The organism is Microbacterium sp. Root61 (assembly GCF_001427525.1).
Taxonomy (GTDB): Bacteria; Actinomycetota; Actinomycetes; order Actinomycetales; family Microbacteriaceae; genus Microbacterium.
The window spans coordinates 460148-479484 of sequence record NZ_LMGU01000002.1; the positions used below are offsets into that span (position 1 = coordinate 460148).

19 protein-coding genes are annotated in these 19337 nt (G+C 69.5%); 14 read left to right on the forward strand and 5 right to left on the reverse strand.

Features of this window, described 5'->3' with window-relative positions; all coding sequences use genetic code 11:
• Window positions 1–23 precede the first annotated feature (23 nt).
• The 12 genes from ASD65_RS18395 (at window position 24) to ASD65_RS18450 (ending at window position 11451) form a co-directional block, all read left to right on the forward strand.
• Entirely contained in the window at window positions 24–2714 is a 2691-nt protein-coding gene (locus ASD65_RS18395) for a DNA translocase FtsK (RefSeq protein ID WP_056226186.1), read from the forward strand.
• The gene (gene pgsA, locus ASD65_RS18400; protein WP_056226189.1) at window positions 2714–3289 is read left to right on the forward strand and encodes a CDP-diacylglycerol--glycerol-3-phosphate 3-phosphatidyltransferase; all 576 of its coding nucleotides are present in this window, start codon (window positions 2714–2716) and stop codon (window positions 3287–3289) included. Before ASD65_RS18395 ends, pgsA begins: the two co-directional genes overlap by 1 nt.
• Window positions 3279–3770 (forward strand): CinA family protein, encoded by a 492-nt coding sequence (locus tag ASD65_RS18405; protein ID WP_056226192.1) that lies wholly within the window; start codon window positions 3279–3281, stop codon window positions 3768–3770. Before pgsA ends, ASD65_RS18405 begins: the two co-directional genes overlap by 11 nt.
• Before the next feature lie 158 nt (window positions 3771–3928).
• A complete protein-coding gene (locus tag ASD65_RS18410; protein ID WP_056226196.1) occupies window positions 3929–4237 on the forward strand; it encodes a helix-turn-helix domain-containing protein in 309 nt (102 codons plus the stop codon).
• Between the two features lie 32 nt (window positions 4238–4269).
• Complete coding sequence (locus ASD65_RS18415) at window positions 4270–4491, forward strand: DUF3046 domain-containing protein (protein WP_056226199.1); 222 nt, start codon at window positions 4270–4272, stop codon at window positions 4489–4491.
• Window positions 4492–4743: 252 nt separating this feature from the next.
• Entirely contained in the window at window positions 4744–5796 is a 1053-nt protein-coding gene (gene recA / locus ASD65_RS18420; protein WP_056226202.1) for a recombinase RecA, read from the forward strand.
• Between the two features lie 2 nt (window positions 5797–5798).
• Complete coding sequence (locus tag ASD65_RS18425) at window positions 5799–6512, forward strand: regulatory protein RecX (RefSeq protein ID WP_056226205.1); 714 nt, start codon at window positions 5799–5801, stop codon at window positions 6510–6512.
• A gap of 154 nt (window positions 6513–6666) precedes the next feature.
• Window positions 6667–7611 carry an ABC transporter ATP-binding protein gene (locus ASD65_RS18430; RefSeq protein ID WP_056226208.1) on the forward strand — a complete coding sequence of 315 codons (945 nt, stop codon included), beginning with the start codon at window positions 6667–6669 and terminating at the stop codon, window positions 7609–7611.
• Entirely contained in the window at window positions 7608–8486 is an 879-nt protein-coding gene (locus tag ASD65_RS18435) for an ABC transporter permease (RefSeq protein WP_056226211.1), read from the forward strand. The genes ASD65_RS18430 and ASD65_RS18435 overlap by 4 nt, the downstream gene beginning before the upstream one ends.
• A gap of 75 nt (window positions 8487–8561) precedes the next feature.
• The gene (gene miaB, locus ASD65_RS18440; RefSeq protein WP_056226215.1) at window positions 8562–10109 is read left to right on the forward strand and encodes a tRNA (N6-isopentenyl adenosine(37)-C2)-methylthiotransferase MiaB; all 1548 of its coding nucleotides are present in this window, start codon (window positions 8562–8564) and stop codon (window positions 10107–10109) included.
• Complete coding sequence (miaA, locus tag ASD65_RS18445; protein ID WP_056226217.1) at window positions 10106–11035, forward strand: tRNA (adenosine(37)-N6)-dimethylallyltransferase MiaA; 930 nt, start codon at window positions 10106–10108, stop codon at window positions 11033–11035. Before miaB ends, miaA begins: the two co-directional genes overlap by 4 nt.
• On the forward strand, window positions 11032–11451 hold the full coding sequence (locus ASD65_RS18450; RefSeq protein WP_056226219.1) for a GNAT family acetyltransferase: 420 nt from the start codon (window positions 11032–11034) through the stop codon (window positions 11449–11451). Before miaA ends, ASD65_RS18450 begins: the two co-directional genes overlap by 4 nt.
• Before the next feature lies 1 nt (window position 11452).
• On the opposite strand, the gene ASD65_RS18455 is transcribed toward ASD65_RS18450, so the two are convergent.
• Window positions 11453–11686, reverse strand: a complete 234-nt coding sequence (locus ASD65_RS18455) for a PLDc N-terminal domain-containing protein (RefSeq protein WP_056226223.1) — start codon at window positions 11684–11686, stop codon at window positions 11453–11455.
• A gap of 80 nt (window positions 11687–11766) precedes the next feature.
• On the opposite strand from ASD65_RS18455, the gene dapF reads away from it, so the two are divergent.
• Window positions 11767–12642, forward strand: a complete 876-nt coding sequence (dapF, locus tag ASD65_RS18460; protein ID WP_056226226.1) for a diaminopimelate epimerase — start codon at window positions 11767–11769, stop codon at window positions 12640–12642.
• A gap of 169 nt (window positions 12643–12811) precedes the next feature.
• On the opposite strand, the gene ASD65_RS18465 is transcribed toward dapF, so the two are convergent.
• Complete coding sequence (locus ASD65_RS18465; protein ID WP_056226230.1) at window positions 12812–13453, reverse strand: class I SAM-dependent methyltransferase; 642 nt, start codon at window positions 13451–13453, stop codon at window positions 12812–12814.
• 95 nt (window positions 13454–13548) lie between these two features.
• Here ASD65_RS18465 and hflX point away from each other — a divergent pair, with 95 nt between their 5' ends.
• Window positions 13549–15066: a GTPase HflX gene (hflX, locus tag ASD65_RS18470; protein ID WP_056226234.1), complete on the forward strand. Its 1518-nt coding sequence runs from the start codon at window positions 13549–13551 to the stop codon at window positions 15064–15066.
• Window positions 15067–15075: 9 nt separating this feature from the next.
• On the opposite strand, the gene ASD65_RS18475 is transcribed toward hflX, so the two are convergent.
• From ASD65_RS18475 to lexA, 3 genes are all read right to left on the reverse strand, one after another.
• Entirely contained in the window at window positions 15076–17055 is a 1980-nt protein-coding gene (locus ASD65_RS18475; RefSeq protein WP_056226236.1) for a dipeptidyl-peptidase 5, read from the reverse strand.
• Between the two features lie 34 nt (window positions 17056–17089).
• The gene (locus ASD65_RS18480; RefSeq protein WP_056226239.1) at window positions 17090–18571 is read right to left on the reverse strand and encodes a hypothetical protein; all 1482 of its coding nucleotides are present in this window, start codon (window positions 18569–18571) and stop codon (window positions 17090–17092) included.
• Between the two features lie 65 nt (window positions 18572–18636).
• Window positions 18637–19329 carry a transcriptional repressor LexA gene (gene lexA, locus ASD65_RS18485; RefSeq protein WP_056226510.1) on the reverse strand — a complete coding sequence of 231 codons (693 nt, stop codon included), beginning with the start codon at window positions 19327–19329 and terminating at the stop codon, window positions 18637–18639.
• Window positions 19330–19337 lie beyond the last annotated feature (8 nt).

The window sequence follows — 19337 nt, forward strand, 5'->3', positions numbered from 1 at the left end:
GTGATGCGACGTACCGTTGACTCATGGCCAGGAGTACCAGCCCGACCACGAGTGGTCGCGCGTCCGCGAAGGGGCCTTCGTCGCGCGCGCGGAAGCCCGATCCCGCACCCAAGCGCTACGTCGGCGACAGCGAGAAGCCGCCCGTCATCGTGCGGGCCTGGCTGGGGCTCGCGCACGGTGTCGGCGGGCTTTTCCGGGCCTTCGGTCCCGAGACCCTCGAGAAGGATCAGCGCCGTGACGGGTTCCCGTTCTTCCTGGTGCTGCTGGCGGTCGTCGGCGCCGTCAACGAGTGGTTCTTCATCGGCAACGAGGTCGCCAAGCTCATCAGCGCCTACTCTGTCGGCGGTCTCATCGGGCGGGTGTCGTTCATCCTGCCCGTGCTGCTGCTCCTGCTGGCCGGCTGGCTGTTCCGGCATCCGGCATCCGTGCATGACAACGGCCGTATCGGCATCGGCTTCGCCATCTTCATCATCATGATCGCGGGCTTCTGCCACGTGGTCGGCGGGCGCCCGCAGCCGCAGGAGGGCCTGCCCGCGCTGAGCGAGGCCGGCGGTCTGTTCGGGTGGATGGTCGGCGAGCCGCTCGCCCTCGGTCTGACCGACGTCGGCGCGTGCATCGTGCTGGGCCTGCTCACCGTGCTGAGCGTCCTGATCATCACCAAGACCCCGCCGAACCGCATCGGCCGTCGCCTCGGCGACCTGTACGCGTGGATGTTCGACGCGGAGCGTCCCGTTGTGGACCCCGACGCGGCGGCGCAGAAGAAGGATGCCGCCTCCGACGAGGACCCGTCGCTGCCCTGGTGGCGACGCAACAAGACCGGCCGCGAGGAGGATCCCGACGACGGGATCGGCTCGCAGGACCTCACCGAGCTCCTGCCCGCGGGAGCCACCGAGGGCAGCTTCGAGAAGGTCATCGCTCCTGTGCATCCGCCGTTGCCGCCGATGCCGGCCGCGCCCGACGCGCTCACCGAGATCCTCGATCTGTCCGGCGGGATCCCGCCGTTGCCGCCGGTCGCCGACACCTCCATCCGCGACGACGGCCCCGAGCACGACGGCGTCCTGCCGGGTCTTTCCGGGATCGGCACCGCTTCGGAGGGGATGCCTCCGGCCGCCCTGTACCGGCTGCCCTCGGTCGCGACGCTCGCGGCCGGCACGCCGCACAAGGCCCGCTCCGCCGCCAACGACGAGGTCGTGCGCGCCATCACGAGCGTGCTCGATCAGTTCCAGGTCGACGCGCGCGTCACCGGTTTCTCGCGCGGCCCGACAGTCACCCAGTACGAGATCGAGGTCGGCCACGGCGTCAAGGTCGAGCGCATCACCGCCCTGACGAACAACATCGCCTATGCCGTGGCATCCAACGAGGTCCGCATCCTCGCGCCGATCCCGGGCAAGAGCGCAATCGGCGTCGAGATCCCGAACACCGACCGTGAGATCGTCACGCTCGGCGACGTGCTGCGTTCGCAGGCCGCGGCCTCCAGCACCCATCCCATGACGATCGGTGTCGGCAAGGACGTCGGCGGCGGCTACGTCATCGCCAACCTCGCGAAGATGCCGCACCTCCTGGTGGCCGGTTCCACCGGCTCGGGCAAGTCGAGCTTCGTGAACTCCATGATCACGAGCCTCCTGATGCGCGCGAAGCCGTCCGAGGTGCGCATGGTGCTGATCGACCCGAAGCGGGTCGAGCTCACGTCGTACGCGGGCGTGCCGCACCTGATCACCCCCATCATCACGAACCCGAAGAAGGCCGCAGAGGCGCTGCAGTGGGTCGTGAAGGAGATGGACATGCGGTACGACGACCTCGCGTCGTTCGGCTACCGCCACATCGACGACTTCAACAAGGCCGTCGTCGCCGGCGAGGTCAACCTGCCGGTCGGCAGCGAGCGCGTGCTCAAGCCCTACCCGTACCTCCTGGTCGTGGTCGACGAGCTCGCCGACCTGATGATGGTCGCGCCGCGTGACGTCGAGGACTCGATCGTGCGCATCACGCAGCTCGCCCGTGCCTCCGGCATCCACTTGGTCCTGGCCACCCAGCGACCCAGCGTCGACGTCGTGACCGGCCTCATCAAGGCGAACGTGCCGTCGCGACTGGCGTTCGCGGTGACGAGCGTCACCGACAGCCGCGTCATCCTGGACCAGCCCGGCGCCGACCGCCTGATCGGTCAGGGCGATGCCCTGTTCCTGCCGATGGGCACGTCCAAGGCCGTGCGCGTCCAAGGTGCGTGGGTCAGCGAGGCCGAGATCGAGAAGGTCGTCAAGTACGTCACGGCGCAGGCCCGGCCGGAGTACCGGACGGATGTCGCGGTCGAGGCGCAGAAGAAGGAAGTCGACGCCGACATCGGCGACGACCTCGAACTGCTGCTGGCCGCCGCCGAGCTCGTCGTCTCGTCGCAGTTCGGCTCGACGTCGATGCTGCAGCGCAAGCTGCGCGTGGGCTTCGCCAAGGCCGGCCGCCTGATGGACCTGCTCGAGTCGCGCGAGATCGTCGGCCCTTCCGAAGGGTCGAAGGCGCGTGACGTGCTCGTCACGAATGAACAGTTGCCCGGCGTGATGGCGCGGCTGCGCGGTCAGGACGTGCCGGCCGCTCCGGCCGCTGCAGCGCCGGTCGCCCCGCCGCGCCCCATCGACCCGGTCGAGGCGCAGTTCGAGGGCTACCCGGTCGTCGAGGCCGACGATGCCGGCGATGAAGACGCCTGGGGATTGACGGGGCGCGACTGATGGCTGTTCCCCGGCAGTTGCCGAACACGATCACGATCGTGCGCATCCTGTGCGCGCCGGTCTTCCTCTGGATGCTGCTGGCCGACGGGGGAGCGGATGGTCCGCTGCGCTGGTGGGCGGCCGTGCTGTTCATCGTCGCCATCGCGACCGATGGCATCGACGGCTGGATCGCCCGTCGGTACAAGATCGTCACAGACCTCGGCAAGCTCCTCGACCCGATCGCCGACAAGGTGCTCACCGGGTTCGCCTTCATCGGGCTGTCCATCCTGAACGAGCTGCCCTGGTGGGTCACCATCATCGTGCTGATCCGTGAGGTCGGCATCACGGTGCACCGTCTCGTCGTGGCGAGCGACCATGTCGTGGCTGCGGCCTGGATGGGCAAGCTCAAGACGCTGGCACAGGGGGTCGCGCTGTCGTTGGCCCTGCTGCCCCTGGCGAGCGTCGTGGGGGACTGGATCATCTGGGTGAACATCGTGACGATGTGGATCGCCGTCATCCTGACGATCGCGAGCGGCATCGACTACGTCGTGACCGAGATGCGCGGTGCCCGCAAGGACAAGCGGCGTGGGGTCTGAGCCCGACGAACTGGCTGTGGCCGTTCTCGAACGGCTGCAGGCGCGGGGTTGGAGCATCGGCGTCGCCGAGTCTCTGACCGGCGGGCTCCTGGTGGCGGCGCTGGTCGCCGTCCCCGGTGCATCCGTGAGCGTGCGGGGCGGAGTGGTCGCGTACGCGACGGACCTCAAGCAGTCGGTGCTGGGAGTGGATGCGGCGCTCCTGGCGCAGCACGGACCGGTGCACCCGGAGGTCGCCAAGCAGATGGCATCGGGCGTCCGTGCGGCGCTCGGACGGGACGGGGTGCCCGCCGACGTGGGGATCGCCACCACGGGGATCGCCGGTCCCGACTCGCCCGACGGGCAGCCGGTCGGCACCGTGCACATCGGCATCTCCACCCCCGAGGCGACCACCGTCACATCCCTGCGGCTGGACGGGACGCGGGCGATGATCCGCACCGAGAGCGTGCGCCGCTCACTCCAGGCGGTGCGCGACGCCCTCTGACGAATTTCCGCGCGTCGGGAACACACCGTGTTTCAGGACGGTTACATTCGGCGATTCCCACCCTTTCCCCAGCGCACGGGATTAGATTGGCACCAGTCGGTGTTGTACAGTTATCGACCCAGACAACGGCAGGAATCAGCAGTGAGGAGGGGGCCCCAATGATTCTGGTACGTCAAGAGATCGGCGAAGTCCTGCGTGATTTCCGTCAGCAGAAGGGACGCACCCTCCGCCAGGTGGCCAGCCGCGCCAGTGTCGCGCTCGGCTACCTGAGCGAAGTGGAGCGCGGCCAGAAGGAAGCCTCGAGCGAGATCCTCGCCTCGGTGGCGGACGCCCTGGACGTTCCCATCTCGACGATCATGCGCGAGGTCGGCGATCGCATCTCCGTCCTCGAAGGTCTGCAGTCCTTCCCCGACGTCGTTCCCGACGACCTGGTCGCCGCCGTCGACGCCGAGATGTCGCTGCGCTGACGCGTCCGCGTCGCCAGTGACCGGCCACTCCTATGCGCCGCAGTGAGTTCCTCCGCGCCGTCGACGACGAGTTCGGCGCGCAATCCAGCACCCTGGTGCACGATCTCGTGCTCTCGGGCATCGGGCGCACGGCGCTGGAGGCCCTCGACGCCGGCGTGCCTCCGCGCGACATCTGGCTCGCGCTGTGCGCGGACACCGATGTTCCCGCCGACCGCCGGTACGGCGTCGGCCGCCTGGAGCCGCGCCAGGCCTGACACGGCGGGTCCGAGCGGGTCGAAATCGCCCGGCGTGTCGTCGAACGTTCGTTCGACAGAAGCGTAGGCTCCTGCACAGTGGGTATCGAGGACGTTTCCGTCCACGTCCACGGGTGGCGCAGGTCCGATGTCGGAAGCCATCCGTAGCGTGGGAAACGTCGATTGACACCACACGCCTTGTCGCAGCATCCGTCCCACCGGGCCGGATCGCGACAGCCTACAGGCGACGGAACGCGAACCAAGGAGCATGACATGCCATCACCCGCAGACCGCGAGAAGGCCCTCGAATCGGCCCTCGCCCAGATCGATCGGCAGTTCGGAAAGGGCTCGGTCATGCGACTGGGCAGCGACGACCGTGCTCCTGTCGAGGTGATCCCCACGGGATCGATCGCCCTCGACGTCGCGCTCGGTATCGGCGGACTCCCGCGTGGACGCATCATCGAGATCTACGGCCCGGAGTCCTCGGGTAAGACGACGCTCACTCTCCACGCGATCGCGAACGCTCAGAAGGGCGGCGGCATCGCGGCGTTCATCGACGCCGAGCACGCGCTCGACCCCGACTACGCGATGAAGCTCGGCGTCGACATCGACGCGCTCCTGGTGTCGCAGCCCGACACGGGGGAGCAGGCGCTCGAGATCGCCGACATGCTGATCCGCTCCGGGTCGATCGACCTGATCGTGATCGACTCGGTGGCCGCGCTCGTGCCGCGTGCCGAGATCGAGGGCGAGATGGGCGACTCGCACGTCGGTCTGCAGGCCCGACTGATGTCGCAGGCGCTGCGAAAGCTCACCGGCGGGCTCAACCAGACCAACACGACGATGATCTTCATCAACCAGCTGCGCGAGAAGATCGGTGTCTTCTTCGGCAGCCCCGAGACCACGGCGGGTGGCAAGGCGTTGAAGTTCTACGCGTCGGTCCGCCTCGACATCCGTCGCATCGAGACGATGAAGGACGGCACCGAGGCGGTCGGAAACCGCACTCGTGTCAAGGTCGTCAAGAACAAGATGGCGCCGCCGTTCAAGCAGGCGGAGTTCGACATCCTGTACGGCACCGGCATCTCCCGCGAGGGCAGTCTCATCGACTTCGGCGTCGAGCACGAGATCGTGAAGAAGTCCGGCTCCTGGTATACCTACGACGGCGAGCAGCTGGGGCAGGGTAAGGAGAACGCGCGGTCCTTCCTCATCAAGAACCCGGATGTCGCGGCCGAGATCGAATCGAAGATCATGACGAAGCTCGGCATCGGCGTACCCAAGGCGGTTTCGGCGCCCGCTGTGGACGAGCTGGCCAAGAAGCGCCCGGCCTGATCATGAGTGCGAGCGACGGTCACGAGGGCGAGCGCTGGGCCGACGAGCCCGGGCTCGCCCCCGTGACCTACCTCCCGGGCGTGCGGCCGCAGGCGCCGCGCCGCCCCACGACCGTCTCCTTCACGGAGTCGGCGTGGGCCGACGATGAGCCCGACCCTGACGGGGCGTCCGGGGGTGAGACGGCTCCGATCGCAGAGCCCGCAGAGCCTGACCGTGACGCCGTCGTCGCGGCGGCCTCAGTGACGCTCACACGCAGCCTCGGGCGCCGGGGGCTCTCCCTGTCCGAGGCCGCCGCGAAGCTGCGCACCGCGGGTCTGAGCGCCGAGGAGGCCTCCGACGTCGTCGAGGACTTCGTCGCTCGCGGGTGGCTCGATGACGCCGTGCTGGCCGAGCAGCTCGTACACTCGGCGACGACGCGCCAAGACAAGGGCACCAAAGCCATTCGACAGCTTCTGCAGAAGCGGATGCTGGCGCGTGAGGTCATCGATGCGGTCATCGCCGAGCTGCCCGACGATGATGCCGAGCGCGCGTTGGAGTTCGCTCAGGGCAAGGCCCGCGCACTGACCAGGTACGACGATGACACCGCGACGCGGCGGCTGATGGGCATGCTGGCGCGACGCGGGTTCGGGGGATCCATCGCGGGGACGGCGGCGCGGCGCGCGCTCGCGGAAGCACGCGCGGAGGCCGGTGGCGGGTCCGGCGTTCGTTTCCGCTGACATCCAGTACCACCGCTGAGATCGAGCGTCGCGGATGACATGCCGGCGCCGCGGCTGACCTGGACCCGCCTGTGTGCGGTCGATCCGACATCGCGGCCGGGTCCGGTCCTGTCCCCGTGCCGCATTACGGTGGCAGGACGGCAAAGGGAGCGACATGGCCATCGTGGTGGAACATCTGACCAAACGCTATCGACAGGTGCGAGCGGTCGATGACCTCAGCTTCTCCGTCGACGACGGCGTCATCTTCGCCTTCCTCGGCACCAACGGCGCGGGAAAGTCCACGACGATCGGATGCCTCACCACGACGCTGCCGTTCGATGCCGGCGCCGTGCGGGTCACCGGCCACGATGTGCGGACCCAGGGCGAACAGGTGCGGACCAACATCGGCGTCGTGTTTCAGGACTCCCTGCTGGACCCGATGCTCACCGTGCGGGAGAACCTCGCGATGCGGGCATCCTTCGCACACCTGGATCGGATCTCGGCACGGCGCCGCATCGGCGAGCTCGCGGAACTGATCGAACTGGATGACTTCCTCGACCGTCGCTACGGGCAGCTGTCCGGCGGTCAGCGCAGGCGCGTCGACATCGCACGGGCGCTCCTGCACGAGCCGCGCATCCTGTTCTTGGACGAGCCGACCGCGGGGTTGGACCCCGCCAGCCGGGCGGTCGTGTGGCGGACCGTGCAGGAACTGCGGCGGTCATCCGGCCTCACCGTTTTCCTCACGACCCACTACATGGAGGAAACCGAGCAGGCCGACCGCGTGTGCATCATCGATCAGGGTCGCATCATCGCCGATGGCACGCCTCCTGAGCTGCGGGCGGCCTACAGCCGCAGCGTGCTGACCATCACCAGTGCCGACCCGGACGCACTGGCGCAGCTCGCGGACGCCGCCGGGGTCCTGGCCGAACGAGCGGATGACGTGGTGAGTATCACCGTGCCCGATGCGCGCACTGCCCGGGCACTTCTCGCCCAGCACGGCGAGGCGGTGCGGGACTTCGAGTTCCGCCACGGACGCATGGACGACGTATTCCTCGCGCTCACGGGGCGCACCGGTGATGACGACGAGTCGACGGATGCCGCGAAGGGACGTGCCGCATGAACGTCGTCGGAGCGCTCGTCGCCCGCAACCTGCGGTTGTTCTTCCGCGACCGTCTCAACGTCTTCTTCTCGCTGCTCGGCGCGATTATTCTGTTCGCGCTCTACACACTCTTCCTCAGCAACCTGCAGACCAGTGGTTTGCAAGAGACCTTCCCCAGTGCCGATCCCGATGACATCAAGGCGTTCGTCGACAGCTGGATGTTCGCGGGCATCGTCGTCATCACGACGATCACGACCGGGCTCGGTGCGCTCTCGGTCCTTGTGGACGACTCCCAGTCGGGGCGGTTCCGCGACTTTCTGGTGTCCCCGATTCGGCGCAGCCAGATCGTGCTCGGCTACTTGATCTCGGCGGTCACCGTTGCGCTGATCATGTCGATGGTCGTGCTCGTGGTCAGCATCCTCTATCTGGGCATCGTGGACCAGGTGTGGCTCGCGCCGGACGCCGTCGTGCGTGCGGTCGGGATCCTCGTCCTGTGCTGCACCGCCTTCACCGCGCTGTCCGCGTTCGTGGTGTCCTTCGTCCGCACAGCCGGGGCGTTCTCGGCGCTGTCGACCATTGCGGGCACCATCCTCGGTTTCATCGCGGGGGCATACATTCCCATCGGGGCGCTGCCGGTCGCAGTCGGCAACGTCATCAACGCTCTGCCGTTCGGGCAGGCCGCCATGCTGTTCCGCCGCGAATTCACATCGGAGACGCTCCCCGCGATGTCGGGAGGTGTGTCCGCCGCAGAGGAGGCCATCCGTCAGGCGTACGGTATCGATGCCATCGTGGGGGACTGGACGGTACCCGCGGCCATTGCCGTCGGCATCCTGATCGTTCTCGCCATTGTCTGCACAGTGCTGTCCGCGTTCAGGATCCGCACCCGCATCCGGTGACATCACACTCCCGGCAAGGCTCCGCCACGTGCCGGGGGCCGCCTCGCGGGCGCGCGCTCGTAGAATGTCTCTACCATGTCTTCCCCGATCAGCTCCCCGACGTTCATCGCAGCGTCCCCGGCCGCACTCGACGCCGACGGCCACGCCCGCACCTACGAGGTGCGCACCTTCGGCTGCCAGATGAACGTCCACGACTCGGAGCGGCTCTCCGGATCCCTGGAGAGCGCCGGCTACGTGCCCGCCGAGGCGGGGACCGACGCCGACGTCGTCATCATCAACACGTGTGCGGTGCGCGACAATGCGGCCGGCAAGCTGTACGGCACTCTCGGGCACCTGAAGTCCCGCAAGGACGCTCACGCGGGCATGCAGATCGCTGTCGGCGGCTGCCTCGCGCAGATGGACAAGCAGACCGTCCTCGACAAGGCGCCCTGGGTCGATGTCGTCTTCGGCACGCACAACATGGGCTCCCTGCCGAGCCTGCTCGAGCGTGCTCGGCACAACGGCGAGGCGGAGCTCGAGATCCTCGAGTCGCTCGAGATCTTCCCCTCCACGCTCCCGACCAAGCGCGACTCGGTCTACAGCGGCTGGGTGTCGATCTCGGTGGGCTGCAACAACACCTGCACGTTCTGCATCGTCCCGAGCCTGCGCGGCAAGGAGAAGGACCGCCGCCCCGGCGACATCCTCAACGAGCTGCGCCTCCTCGTCGACGACGGCGCGATCGAGGTCACGCTGCTGGGCCAGAACGTGAACTCCTACGGCGTCGAGTTCGGCGACCGCCAGGCCTTCGGCAAACTGCTGCGCGCCGCAGGGGAGATCGAGGGATTGGAGCGGGTCCGGTTCACGAGCCCCCACCCCGCCGCGTTCACAGACGACGTGATCGACGCGATGGCCGAGACCCCGGCGGTGATGCCCCAGCTGCACATGCCGTTGCAATCCGGCAGCGACCGCATCCTCAAGGCGATGCGTCGTTCTTACCGCAGCGACCGGTTCCTCGGCATCCTCGACCGCGTCCGCGCCAAGATGCCGGACGCGGCGATCACGACCGACATCATCGTCGGCTTCCCGGGTGAGACCGACGAAGACTTCGAAGAGACGATGCGCGTGGTCGAGCAGGCCCGCTTCGCCAGCGCCTTCACCTTCCAGTACTCGATCCGCGAAGGCACTCCCGCCGCGACGATGCCCGACCAGGTGCCGAAGGCCGTCGTGCAGGCGCGCTATGAGCGCCTCATGGCTCTGCAGGACCGCATCTGTCTCGAAGAGAACCAGAAGCAGGTCGGCCGTGAGCTGCGGGTGCTCGTGTCGGCGGGGGGCAAGAAGGATTCCGCGACCCACCGCCTCACCGGCCGCGCCGAAGACAACCGCCTCGTGCACTTCGAGCTCCCCGAGGGCTCCGCGCAGCCGCGACCCGGTGACGTGGTCACCGTGACCGTGACCCACGCCGCGCCGTTCCACCTGCTCGCGGATTCACCCGACGGTGCACCGCTGACGATCCGCCGCACCCGTGCGGGCGACGCGTGGGACCGCACGCAGGCCGAGTCCTGCGCACTCCCGTCTGCGCCGGCCGATCCCGGGGCGCCGCGGGCCGTATCGCTCGGGCTTCCCACCCTCCGCGTCGGCGTGTGAGCGGCGCCTCCGCCGGTCCCCGGCTGTGGGCGATCGTCGGGGCGACGGGCACCGGCAAGAGCGCGGCATCGCTCGATCTCGCCGAAGCCTTGCGCGCGCGGGGCACCACGGCCGAGATCGTCAATGCCGACGCCATGCAGCTGTACCGCGGCATGGACATCGGCACGGCGAAGCTCCCGCTCGCGGAGCGGCGCGGCATCCCGCACCACCTGCTCGATGCCCTCGACGTCACCGACGATGCCGCCGTCGCCTGGTACCAGACGGCCGCGCGCGAGGCGATCGCCGCGATCCACCAGCGCGGTGCCGATGCGATCCTGGTCGGCGGCTCGGGGCTGTACGTGTCCAGCGTGCTGTTCGACTTCCGCTTCCCACCGCGTGACGCAGACTTGCGCGCCGCGCTGGAGGCCGAGCTCGAGGCCGACGGTCCCGGCGCGCTGTACACCCGGCTGAAGGCCGCCGATCCGGCGACCGCCGAGCGGATCGACCCGCGCAACGGGCGCCGCGTCGTTCGGGCGCTCGAGGTCCTCGCGCAGGGCGAGCAGAATCATGGCGCCGCGCTGCCGGAGGCTCCGCTGCTCTGGCATTCCGAGACACGCATCGCGGGGGTGCGGATGCCGCGCGAAGAGCTGGTCGCCCGCCTCGATGTCCGCGTCGAGCACATGTGGGCGGACGGACTGATCGACGAGGTCGCGGGGCTGCGGGAGCAGGGGCTCGAGCAGGGCGTGACCGCCCGGCGCGCCATCGGCTACGCGCAGGGTCTCGCCCAGCTGGCCGGCACCATGACGCAGGCCGAGGCGATCGCGGAGACCCAGGCGCTCACCCGGCGCTACGCGCGCCGGCAGGTGTCGTGGTTCCGCCGCTACGACGACACGCTGTGGCTGGATGCCGGGGAAGAGGGGATCGCGGAGCGGATACTGGGTCGATGACTCGCATCCGCCCCTTCGCCATCGGCGACACCGAGGCCGTCGTCTCCCTCTGGCAGGACGCCGGCCTCACCCGGTCCTGGAACAACCCGTACCTCGATATCCAGCGCAAGCTCACCGTGCAACCCGAGCTGTTCATGGTCGCCGTCGACGGTGACGAGGTGATCGGCAGCGTCATGGCCGGCTACGACGGTCACCGCGGGTGGCTGTACTACCTCGCTGCCGCGCCGCATCGCCGCGGCGGGGGCATCGGACGCGCCCTCGTGGATGCCGCCGAGGAGGCCCTCACGGCGATGGGTTGCCCGAAGGTGCAGCTGATGGTCCGCCCGGGCAACGACGACGTGCTGGGGTTCTACGACGCGCTCGGGTACGAGCGTTTCGACATCGGTGCGACGGGCAAGCGACTGATCGCCGACTGAGTCAGTCGGCGGTGGATGCCGCGGCGCGCGGCCGTCCGAACAGGAACCACGCCGTCGCGCCGAGCAACGGCGCAACCACGACCAGAAGCATCCATCCCACGGCCGCGAATCCGCTCAGTGTCGCCTGCACCCGCCAGATCGACACCAGGGCGCTGACGGCGTAGACGGCGAGTGCCACGACGGCGATCGACCAGACGATGTCATACCCGGTCGGAAGCAGCGGGTTCACGGGCATGCCGCCATCCTAGAGCCGGCCCGGAATCCGGGTCCGGCAACACTCAGCTCGCGACTCCCCGGCCGACCTAGACTGAGGGGATGCCGCAGACCATCGCCTTCACGAAAGGCCACGGGACCGGCAACGACTTCGTCATCATCGCCGACCCCGCTGGCGACATCGACCTCTCCGACGCCCAGGTCGCCGCACTGTGCGACCGCCGGTTCGGGATCGGTGCGGACGGCATCCTGCGCGTGGTCCGTTCCGCCGCGATCCGCGAGGGGGCCGGGGCCGCGGCATCCGGCGCCGAATGGTTCATGGACTACCGCAACGCCGACGGATCGGCCGCCGAGATGTGCGGCAACGGCATCCGCGTGTACGTGAAGTATCTGCTGGAGACCGGTCTCGCCGAGCTCCCCGACGGCGGGGCGCTGGCGATCGGCACGCGCGCGGGCGTGAAGCCGGTGTCGCGTCCGGACGACGAGCTCGAGGTCGACCTCGGCGTCTTCGCGATCGACGCCGACGACGTGCTCGTGCGCGCCAAGGGACTCCCCGTCGCGCGGCCCGGGGTGGGCATCGACGTCGGCAACCCGCACATCGTGGTCGCCCTACCCGCAGAATCCGAGCTCGACGGCCTCGACCTCACCGTGCAGCCGATCCTCGACCCCGCGCCGCCGCGCGGAGCCAACATCGAGTTCGTCGTGCCCAGCGACCCGCTGGTGCATCACGGCGTCGGATCCATCCGCATGCGCGTGTTCGAGCGCGGCGTCGGAGAGACGCTCAGCTGCGGCACCGGCGTCGCGGCATCCGCTTTGGCCGTGCGCTACTGGGCCGGCGCCGCCGCGCCCGACCGGTGGAGCGTGGATGTGCCCGGCGGCACGCTCGGTGTCCGCATCTTCTCTGCGCCGGACGGCGATCACGTCGCGCTGAGCGGCCCGGCGACGCTGGTGTACTCAGGCGAGGTCGCGCTCGCCTGAGCCGCTCTGAGCCGCGGTCGACCCCCTCTGAGATCAGGGGATCTGGCGGAGGCAGGACGTTTCGGCGTGGATCGTCCTGCGTGGGCCAGATCCCCTGATACGAGCAAGCGGCAGCGCGCATGTCGGGCGGAAGCCGAGTCCCCCTGAGCGCGGTCCGCGACGGGAGTGCTCAGACGATGTCGATGGGTTCGCTGCGCGGCGAACCGTGGTGCCGCACCTTGAGCACGCGGAACCCGCGCGCCGTGGAGGCGCGGTGCACGCTGAAGCCGTCGGGGAAGGATGCCGCCAGCCAGCGCTGCAGCGAGTCCGAGCCGAGGTTGCGCTGCACGACGAGCCAGGCGTCGCTGCGTTCGTCGAGCCGCGGGATCCAGCGCTCGAGCAGCCCGTGCAGCTCGTTCTTGCCCACGCGGATCGGCGGGTTGGAGCGGATCGTGCGGAACACGATGTCGGCGGGAACATCGTCGGGCAATGCCGCGTTGACATTGGAGAGACCGAGGGCGTCGGCATTGCGCCGAACGAGATCCAGGGCGCGCTCATTGACATCGACGGCCCAGATCGTGGCATGCGGGGATTGAAGCGCGAGTGACAGCGCAATGGGCCCCCATCCGCTCCCGAGATCCAGCAGATGTCCGCCCGGAGGGGGCGGGGGTGTGTTCGACAGAAGCACCGCGGTGCCGGAGTCCACATGATCCGGGCTGAACACGCCACCCGCCGTCGTGACCTCGACGTCGTGGCCGGCGAGGGTGACACGGATACGCCGCAGATTCTCGGGACTCGCGGGCATCGCACTGAAGTAGTGGTCACTCGCCATGCCAGCGAGCGTACCGGAGGACCCCGCCGACGCGGGAGAGCTAGAGTTTAGAGAGTTTACGTCGCCCCGCCACGGTGGGGAAGTGGAAGGAACACATGACCGAATCGACGACACCGATGAGCACGGACGAGACCCCGGTGGACCCGGTGGATCGCGTGCTCGCGCGTGCGGACGCGCACTCCGGTGTGCGCGTGTTCGGTGCGGCCCAGGCGCTGCAGGACGAGACCACGGTGACCCGTGCCGACTCCGACGGCGCCCAATGGGACCGCGAGGAGCGCGCCGCTCTGCGCCGCGTGCCCGGTCTGTCCACCGAGCTCGAAGACGTCACCGAGGTCGAGTACCGCCAGTTGCGCCTGGAGAACGTCGTTCTCGTCGGCGTGCACCCGCAGGGCGAGCAGACGGATGCCGAGAACTCCCTGCGCGAGCTCGCCGCCCTGGCCGAGACCGCCGGCGCCGTCGTGCTCGACGCCGTGCTGCAGCGGCGACCGCATCCCGACCCCGCGACCTACATCGGGCGTGGCAAGGCCGATGAGCTGCGCAGCATCGTCGCCGCGCTCGGCGCCGACACCGTGATCGCCGACACCGAACTCGCACCCAGCCAGCGGCGCGCACTCGAGGACGTCGTGAAGGTCAAGGTCATCGACCGCACCACCGTCATCCTCGATATCTTCAGCCAGCACGCCAAGAGCCGCGAGGGCAAGGCCCAGGTCGAGCTCGCCCAGCTCGAGTACCTCCTCCCGCGTCTGCGCGGCTGGGGTGACTCGATGAGCCGTCAGGCCGGTGGCCAGGTCGGCGCGGGCGGTGCGGGCATGGGTTCGCGCGGACCCGGTGAGACGAAGATCGAACTCGATCGTCGCCGCATCCGCACGAAGATGGCGATCCTGCGCCGCCAGATCCGCGATTACGGCCCCGCCCGCGAGGCCAAGCGGGCCGAGCGCAAGCGCAACACGATCCCGTCCGTCGCGATCGCCGGATACACCAACGCGGGCAAGTCGAGCCTGCTGAACCGCCTCACCAGCGCCGGCGTGCTCGTCGAGAACGCCCTGTTCGCGACCCTGGACGCCACCGTGCGCCGGGCCGAGGCATCCGATGGCCGCGTGTACACGCTCACCGACACCGTCGGCTTCGTGCGCAATCTGCCGCACCAACTCGTCGAGGCGTTCCGTTCGACGCTCGAAGAGGTCGCCGACGCCGATGTCATCGTGCACGTCGTCGATGCCGCGCACCCGGATCCGGCGGCTCAGCTGCAGACGGTCCGCGATGTGATGGGCGACGTCGGCGCGCGCGACATCCCCGAGCTGGTGGTCTTCAACAAGGCCGACCTGGTCGACGACGACACGCGGCTGGTGCTGCGCGGACTCGAGCCGAAGGCGCTGTTCGCGTCGTCGCGCAGTGGCGAGGGCATCGACGAGTTGCGTGCTGCCATCGAGGCCGCCCTGCCGCTGCCTGCCGTCGAAGTCCGCGCCATCGTTCCGTACGACCGGGGCGACCTGGTCTCGGCCGCCCACGGGTCCGGACACATCGTGTCGCAGACGCACGAGGCCGAGGGCACCGCGCTGCACGCGTTCGTGTCCGAGCGCCTCGCCGCGGAACTCGCCCCTTATCGCGTCTAGGCGCCCGGCTCAGTCGAGCGCGAGCCTCGGCACGTCCAGGGGCTCGAACCCGAGTACCTGACCCAGGAAGCTCAGCTCGGCCTCCAGCGCCGCGATGACCGTCTCGGGCCGGCGGAAGCCGTGCGACTCGCCCGCGAACGCCAGGTACGCGTGCGGGATGCCGCGCGAGGCGAGCGCGTCGCGGACGGCCTCGGACTGCGCCGGCGGCACCACGGGGTCGTCGAGGCCCTGCTCGATCAGCATCGGGGTCGTGAAGCGGTCCAGGTGCGACAGTGGTGAGCGGTCGAGGTAGACCGCCTCCGCCTCGGGGAGGGGCCCGACGAGCCCGTCCAGGTACCGCGCCTCGAAGTCGTGCGTATCGGCGGCAAGGGCTCGCAGGTCGGCCACGCCGTAACGGCTGATCCCCGCGGCGAAGCGATCGCTGGCGGTGAGGGCGCACAGCACCGTCCAGCCGCCGGCGGAGCCGCCGCGGATCGCGAGGCGGGCACCGTCGGCGAGCCCGGCATCGGCGAGCCCGGAGGCTGCGGCGATCACGTCGTCGCGGTCGACGATGCCCCACTGACCGTTGAGCCGCTCGCGATACTCGCGGCCGTAGCCGGTGGATCCGCCGTAGTTCACATCCAGCACGCCGATGCCCCGGCTCGTGAAGTACGCGATGTCGACGGATGCCTCGCCCGCGCGGTGTGCGGTCGGCCCGCCGTGCACGAGCACGAGGTACGGCGGAGCCGCGTCGGCGGGGCCGGTCACGTCCGGATTCGTCGGTGGGTACGCGAACGCGTGCACGGCTCCGTGCTGGCCATCGACGGTGATCGACTGCGCCACCGGCAGCCAGGCTGGGGCCGGGGACTCGTCCACCGCGCTGCGCACCAGGCGCGGTGCCGGGTCGGTGGCGTCGAGGTCGAGCTCCCACAGGCCGCCGAGCGTGGTCGCCCCGGCGCCGGCGAACAGCACGCGGCTTCCGCGCACGTCGGTGAACAGCACGCGCGCGGTCACCGGTGAGGGGATCTCCCGCGCCGAGCCGTCCGGCTGCTGCAGCCAGAGCGAGTCCGAACCGTTGGTGCGGACGGAGACGATCCGGCCGCCCGGCAGCGGGACGTACCAGCGGATGCCGAGGTTCCACAGTCCGCCGCCCGTGTCGGCGTCGACCGGGGCGATCGCCTCCGGCGAGCTCATCCCGTCGAAGCCCACGCGGTGCAGATTCCAGCGGCCACCGGAATCCGTGACATAGAGCAGTTCTGGCCCCGGGGTGACCTCCGGAGTCGCGTACCGCCGGACCCCGGGGACCCATTCGGGCTGCAGGACCGATTGCGGCGCTTCACCCGGGTTGCCCACTTCCGTCGTCCAGCCGGCGACGCGACCGTCGACGAGTTCTCCCACGCGCAGTTTCGTGGCCTCCCACGGCATGTTCGGGTGGTTCCACGCGATCCACGCCAGCCGCGCGCCGTCGGGCGAGACACGCGGATACGCCACGAAGTCGCTGCCCGCCACGACCGACACGATCGCAGCGGCGTCCTCAGCCGCGGATCCGTCGACCGGAACGGTGACGATGTCGCGCTGCGGCATCCGTCCTTCGATGTCCGTTTCGCGCACGGCCAGCACGCGGTCGCCCCACATCACGAGATCCGCGAACCGCATGCCGCCTTCAGCCGGTGTCAGCGGCCGCGGTGCACCACCCGGCACCATCGTCCAGAGGCGCTGGTCCGAGCTCTCCACGAAGTAGAGCACGCCGTCCGCGACGGTCCACGCGCCGCCGCCGTACTCGTGCACGCGCGAGCGCACGTCCCACGGCGCGGGCAGGAGCGTCTCGGGCTCGGCTCCGGATGCCGCGGCGCGGCGCACCGCGGATCGACCGCGCTCGGACGGCATCCGCTCCAGCCACCAGATCTCGTCGCCGACGTAGCGGCCGCCCTCGACGGGGTGGGCCCCGGCGGCGACATCGCGCGCGGAGATCGGGGAAGGCCAGGCGCCGTAGGGGAGCGTTTCGGTCATGCCTCCACCGTACGGGTGCGGACCGGCCTGAGCGTCAACGCTTAGGGGGACGCTTCCCCGTCGTCGGCGGTGCGTCCGCAACGGGCGCATCATCGACGACGGTGACGGCATCCACGCCCACCGAGACCAGCTCGTCCTCCTCGGGCGCGGCGGCGTCGACAGCGGCTTCGGCGTCGGCCTCGGTCTCGACCACGAGCGCCGGGTCACGCTGCAGCAGCTCGACGATGAACCAGACGACCAGACCCAGGATGACGGTCAGCAGGATGTCGCCGATCGAAAGTGGCCGCAGTGCGAACAGCAGCAGCACCGTCAGCGCGAGGATGATCAGCCGCACGAGCGTGCGCTGCGCGTGCAGCCACGCTCCGAAGCGGCCGGTGTTCAAGCCGCGGCGCTGCAGTCCCGTGCGGGCGCTCGTGGTGAGCGAGCCGGTGAAGGAGCGCACGCGTGCGGCGGGAGCCCACCGCCCGGCGAGCCACGCGGTGATGCCGATGACGAGGCCCAGGAACGTCAGGACGATCGCGGTGTCGCGCATGGCGCCCACCACGGCGTAGAAGATCGTGTCGAGGGTGGCGGCGGGAATGCCGAGCGATCCGGCGCTCAGGCCCAGGACGACGCTCGCCCCGCTGAGTCCGGCGGCGAGCACCCCGGCGCCCACGAAGATCGCGACGCCCGTGCCGAGCACCGCTGTGGAGCGGCGACGGGCCAGGAGGATGCCGAGGGCGAAGAGCGCCAGCGAGATGACCGGCAGCCACCAGCCGAGCGTCACCGCGAGCTGGTAAATGGTGCCCACCAGCAGGAGCGCATCGGACTGCACGAGCACGATGGTGCGGTCGATGGCCGGGATCGAGGCGGCGAAGCCGAACCCCTGGTCGACCATCGTGGTCTTGAGCTCTTCGACGATCGGCCCGAGGTTGATGCCGAGGGCGCCCTGGCTGTCGACACTGACGGCCGCCGACTCGTCGTTGGTGGCGACCGCGACGAGGGCGCGATGGCTGGCCAGAAGCGAGCGCTGCCACACCGCGGAGAAGGCATCGGACTCGACGACGCGCGTGATCGACGAGTCGACGAGGTTCTGGAGTCCTGCCGCCGCCGGGACACGCATCAGATCGATTGCGCTCTGGGCCCGGGGCGGAAGATCGAGAGTCGCGAGCCCATCGAACAGATCGTTGGTGAAGGACGGGATGTCGAGGGCTTCGTCGACGGCGGTGGAGGTCTGGTCGATGATCAGCTGCTGCACGCCGGCGTCGTCGACGAGAGGTGCGAAGGTCTGGACGAACGACTCCTCGCTGACCAGCTCCGTGCGTGCCCACGCAGCCACGATCGAGACGGGCACCAGGATGCCGGCGACGGTGATGCATAAGGCCGAGAGCGCCCCCCGCCACCAGTTCGCACGTCGAGGGGACGGAGGCGCGACCTCATCCGGCTCCGGGGCGGGCGCGGTGACCGCCCGCAGCGCCTCGTTCTCGGCGCGCAGCCGATCGATTTCGGCACGAAGTTCAGCGGCATCCATGGACATGGCGGTCCCCTTCGAGTGATGTGTCGTCACACTATCGCTCGGGCCGGTCACGCCGGAAGAAGCGCCTAGACGGCGCGCAGCACTGCCACGACCTTGCCCAGCACCGTGGCGTGGTCGCCGAGGATCGGTTCGAAGGCCGAGTTTCGCGGCAGCAGCCAGGTGTGGCCGTCACGACGACGGAACGTCTTGACCGTGGCCTCGCCGTCGAGCATCGCCGCGACGATGTCGCCGTTCTCGGCGGTGGACTGCGATCGGATGACGACCCAGTCGCCGTCGCAGATGGCCGCGTCGATCATCGATTCGCCGACGATCTTGAGCATGAAGAGGTCGCCCTTGCCGACGAGCTGGCGGGGGAGCGGGAAGATCTCCTCCACTTGCTGCTCGGCCGTGATCGGCACACCGGCGGAGATGCGTCCCACCAGCGGCACCAGGGCGGCGTCGCCGACGGCGGGTGCGCTGTCGGCGGGGTTCTCGGTCGAGGTACCGGGCAGGTCGATGAGCACTTCCATCGCGCGGGTCTTGCCCGGGTCGCGCCGCAGGTAGCCGCTCAGCTCGAGCTGGTTCAGCTGGTGCGTGACGCTGGAGAGCGACTTCAGGTCGACCGCGTCGCCGATCTCGCGCATGCTCGGCGGATAGCCGTGGCGTGCGATCGAGCGCTGGATCACCTCGAGGATGGCCATCTGCTTGTCGCTCAGGCTCTTGCGTCGGCGGGTCTGCGGCCGTTCGCGCCCACCCAACCCAGACGTCGTCTCGGTCATCATCCTGC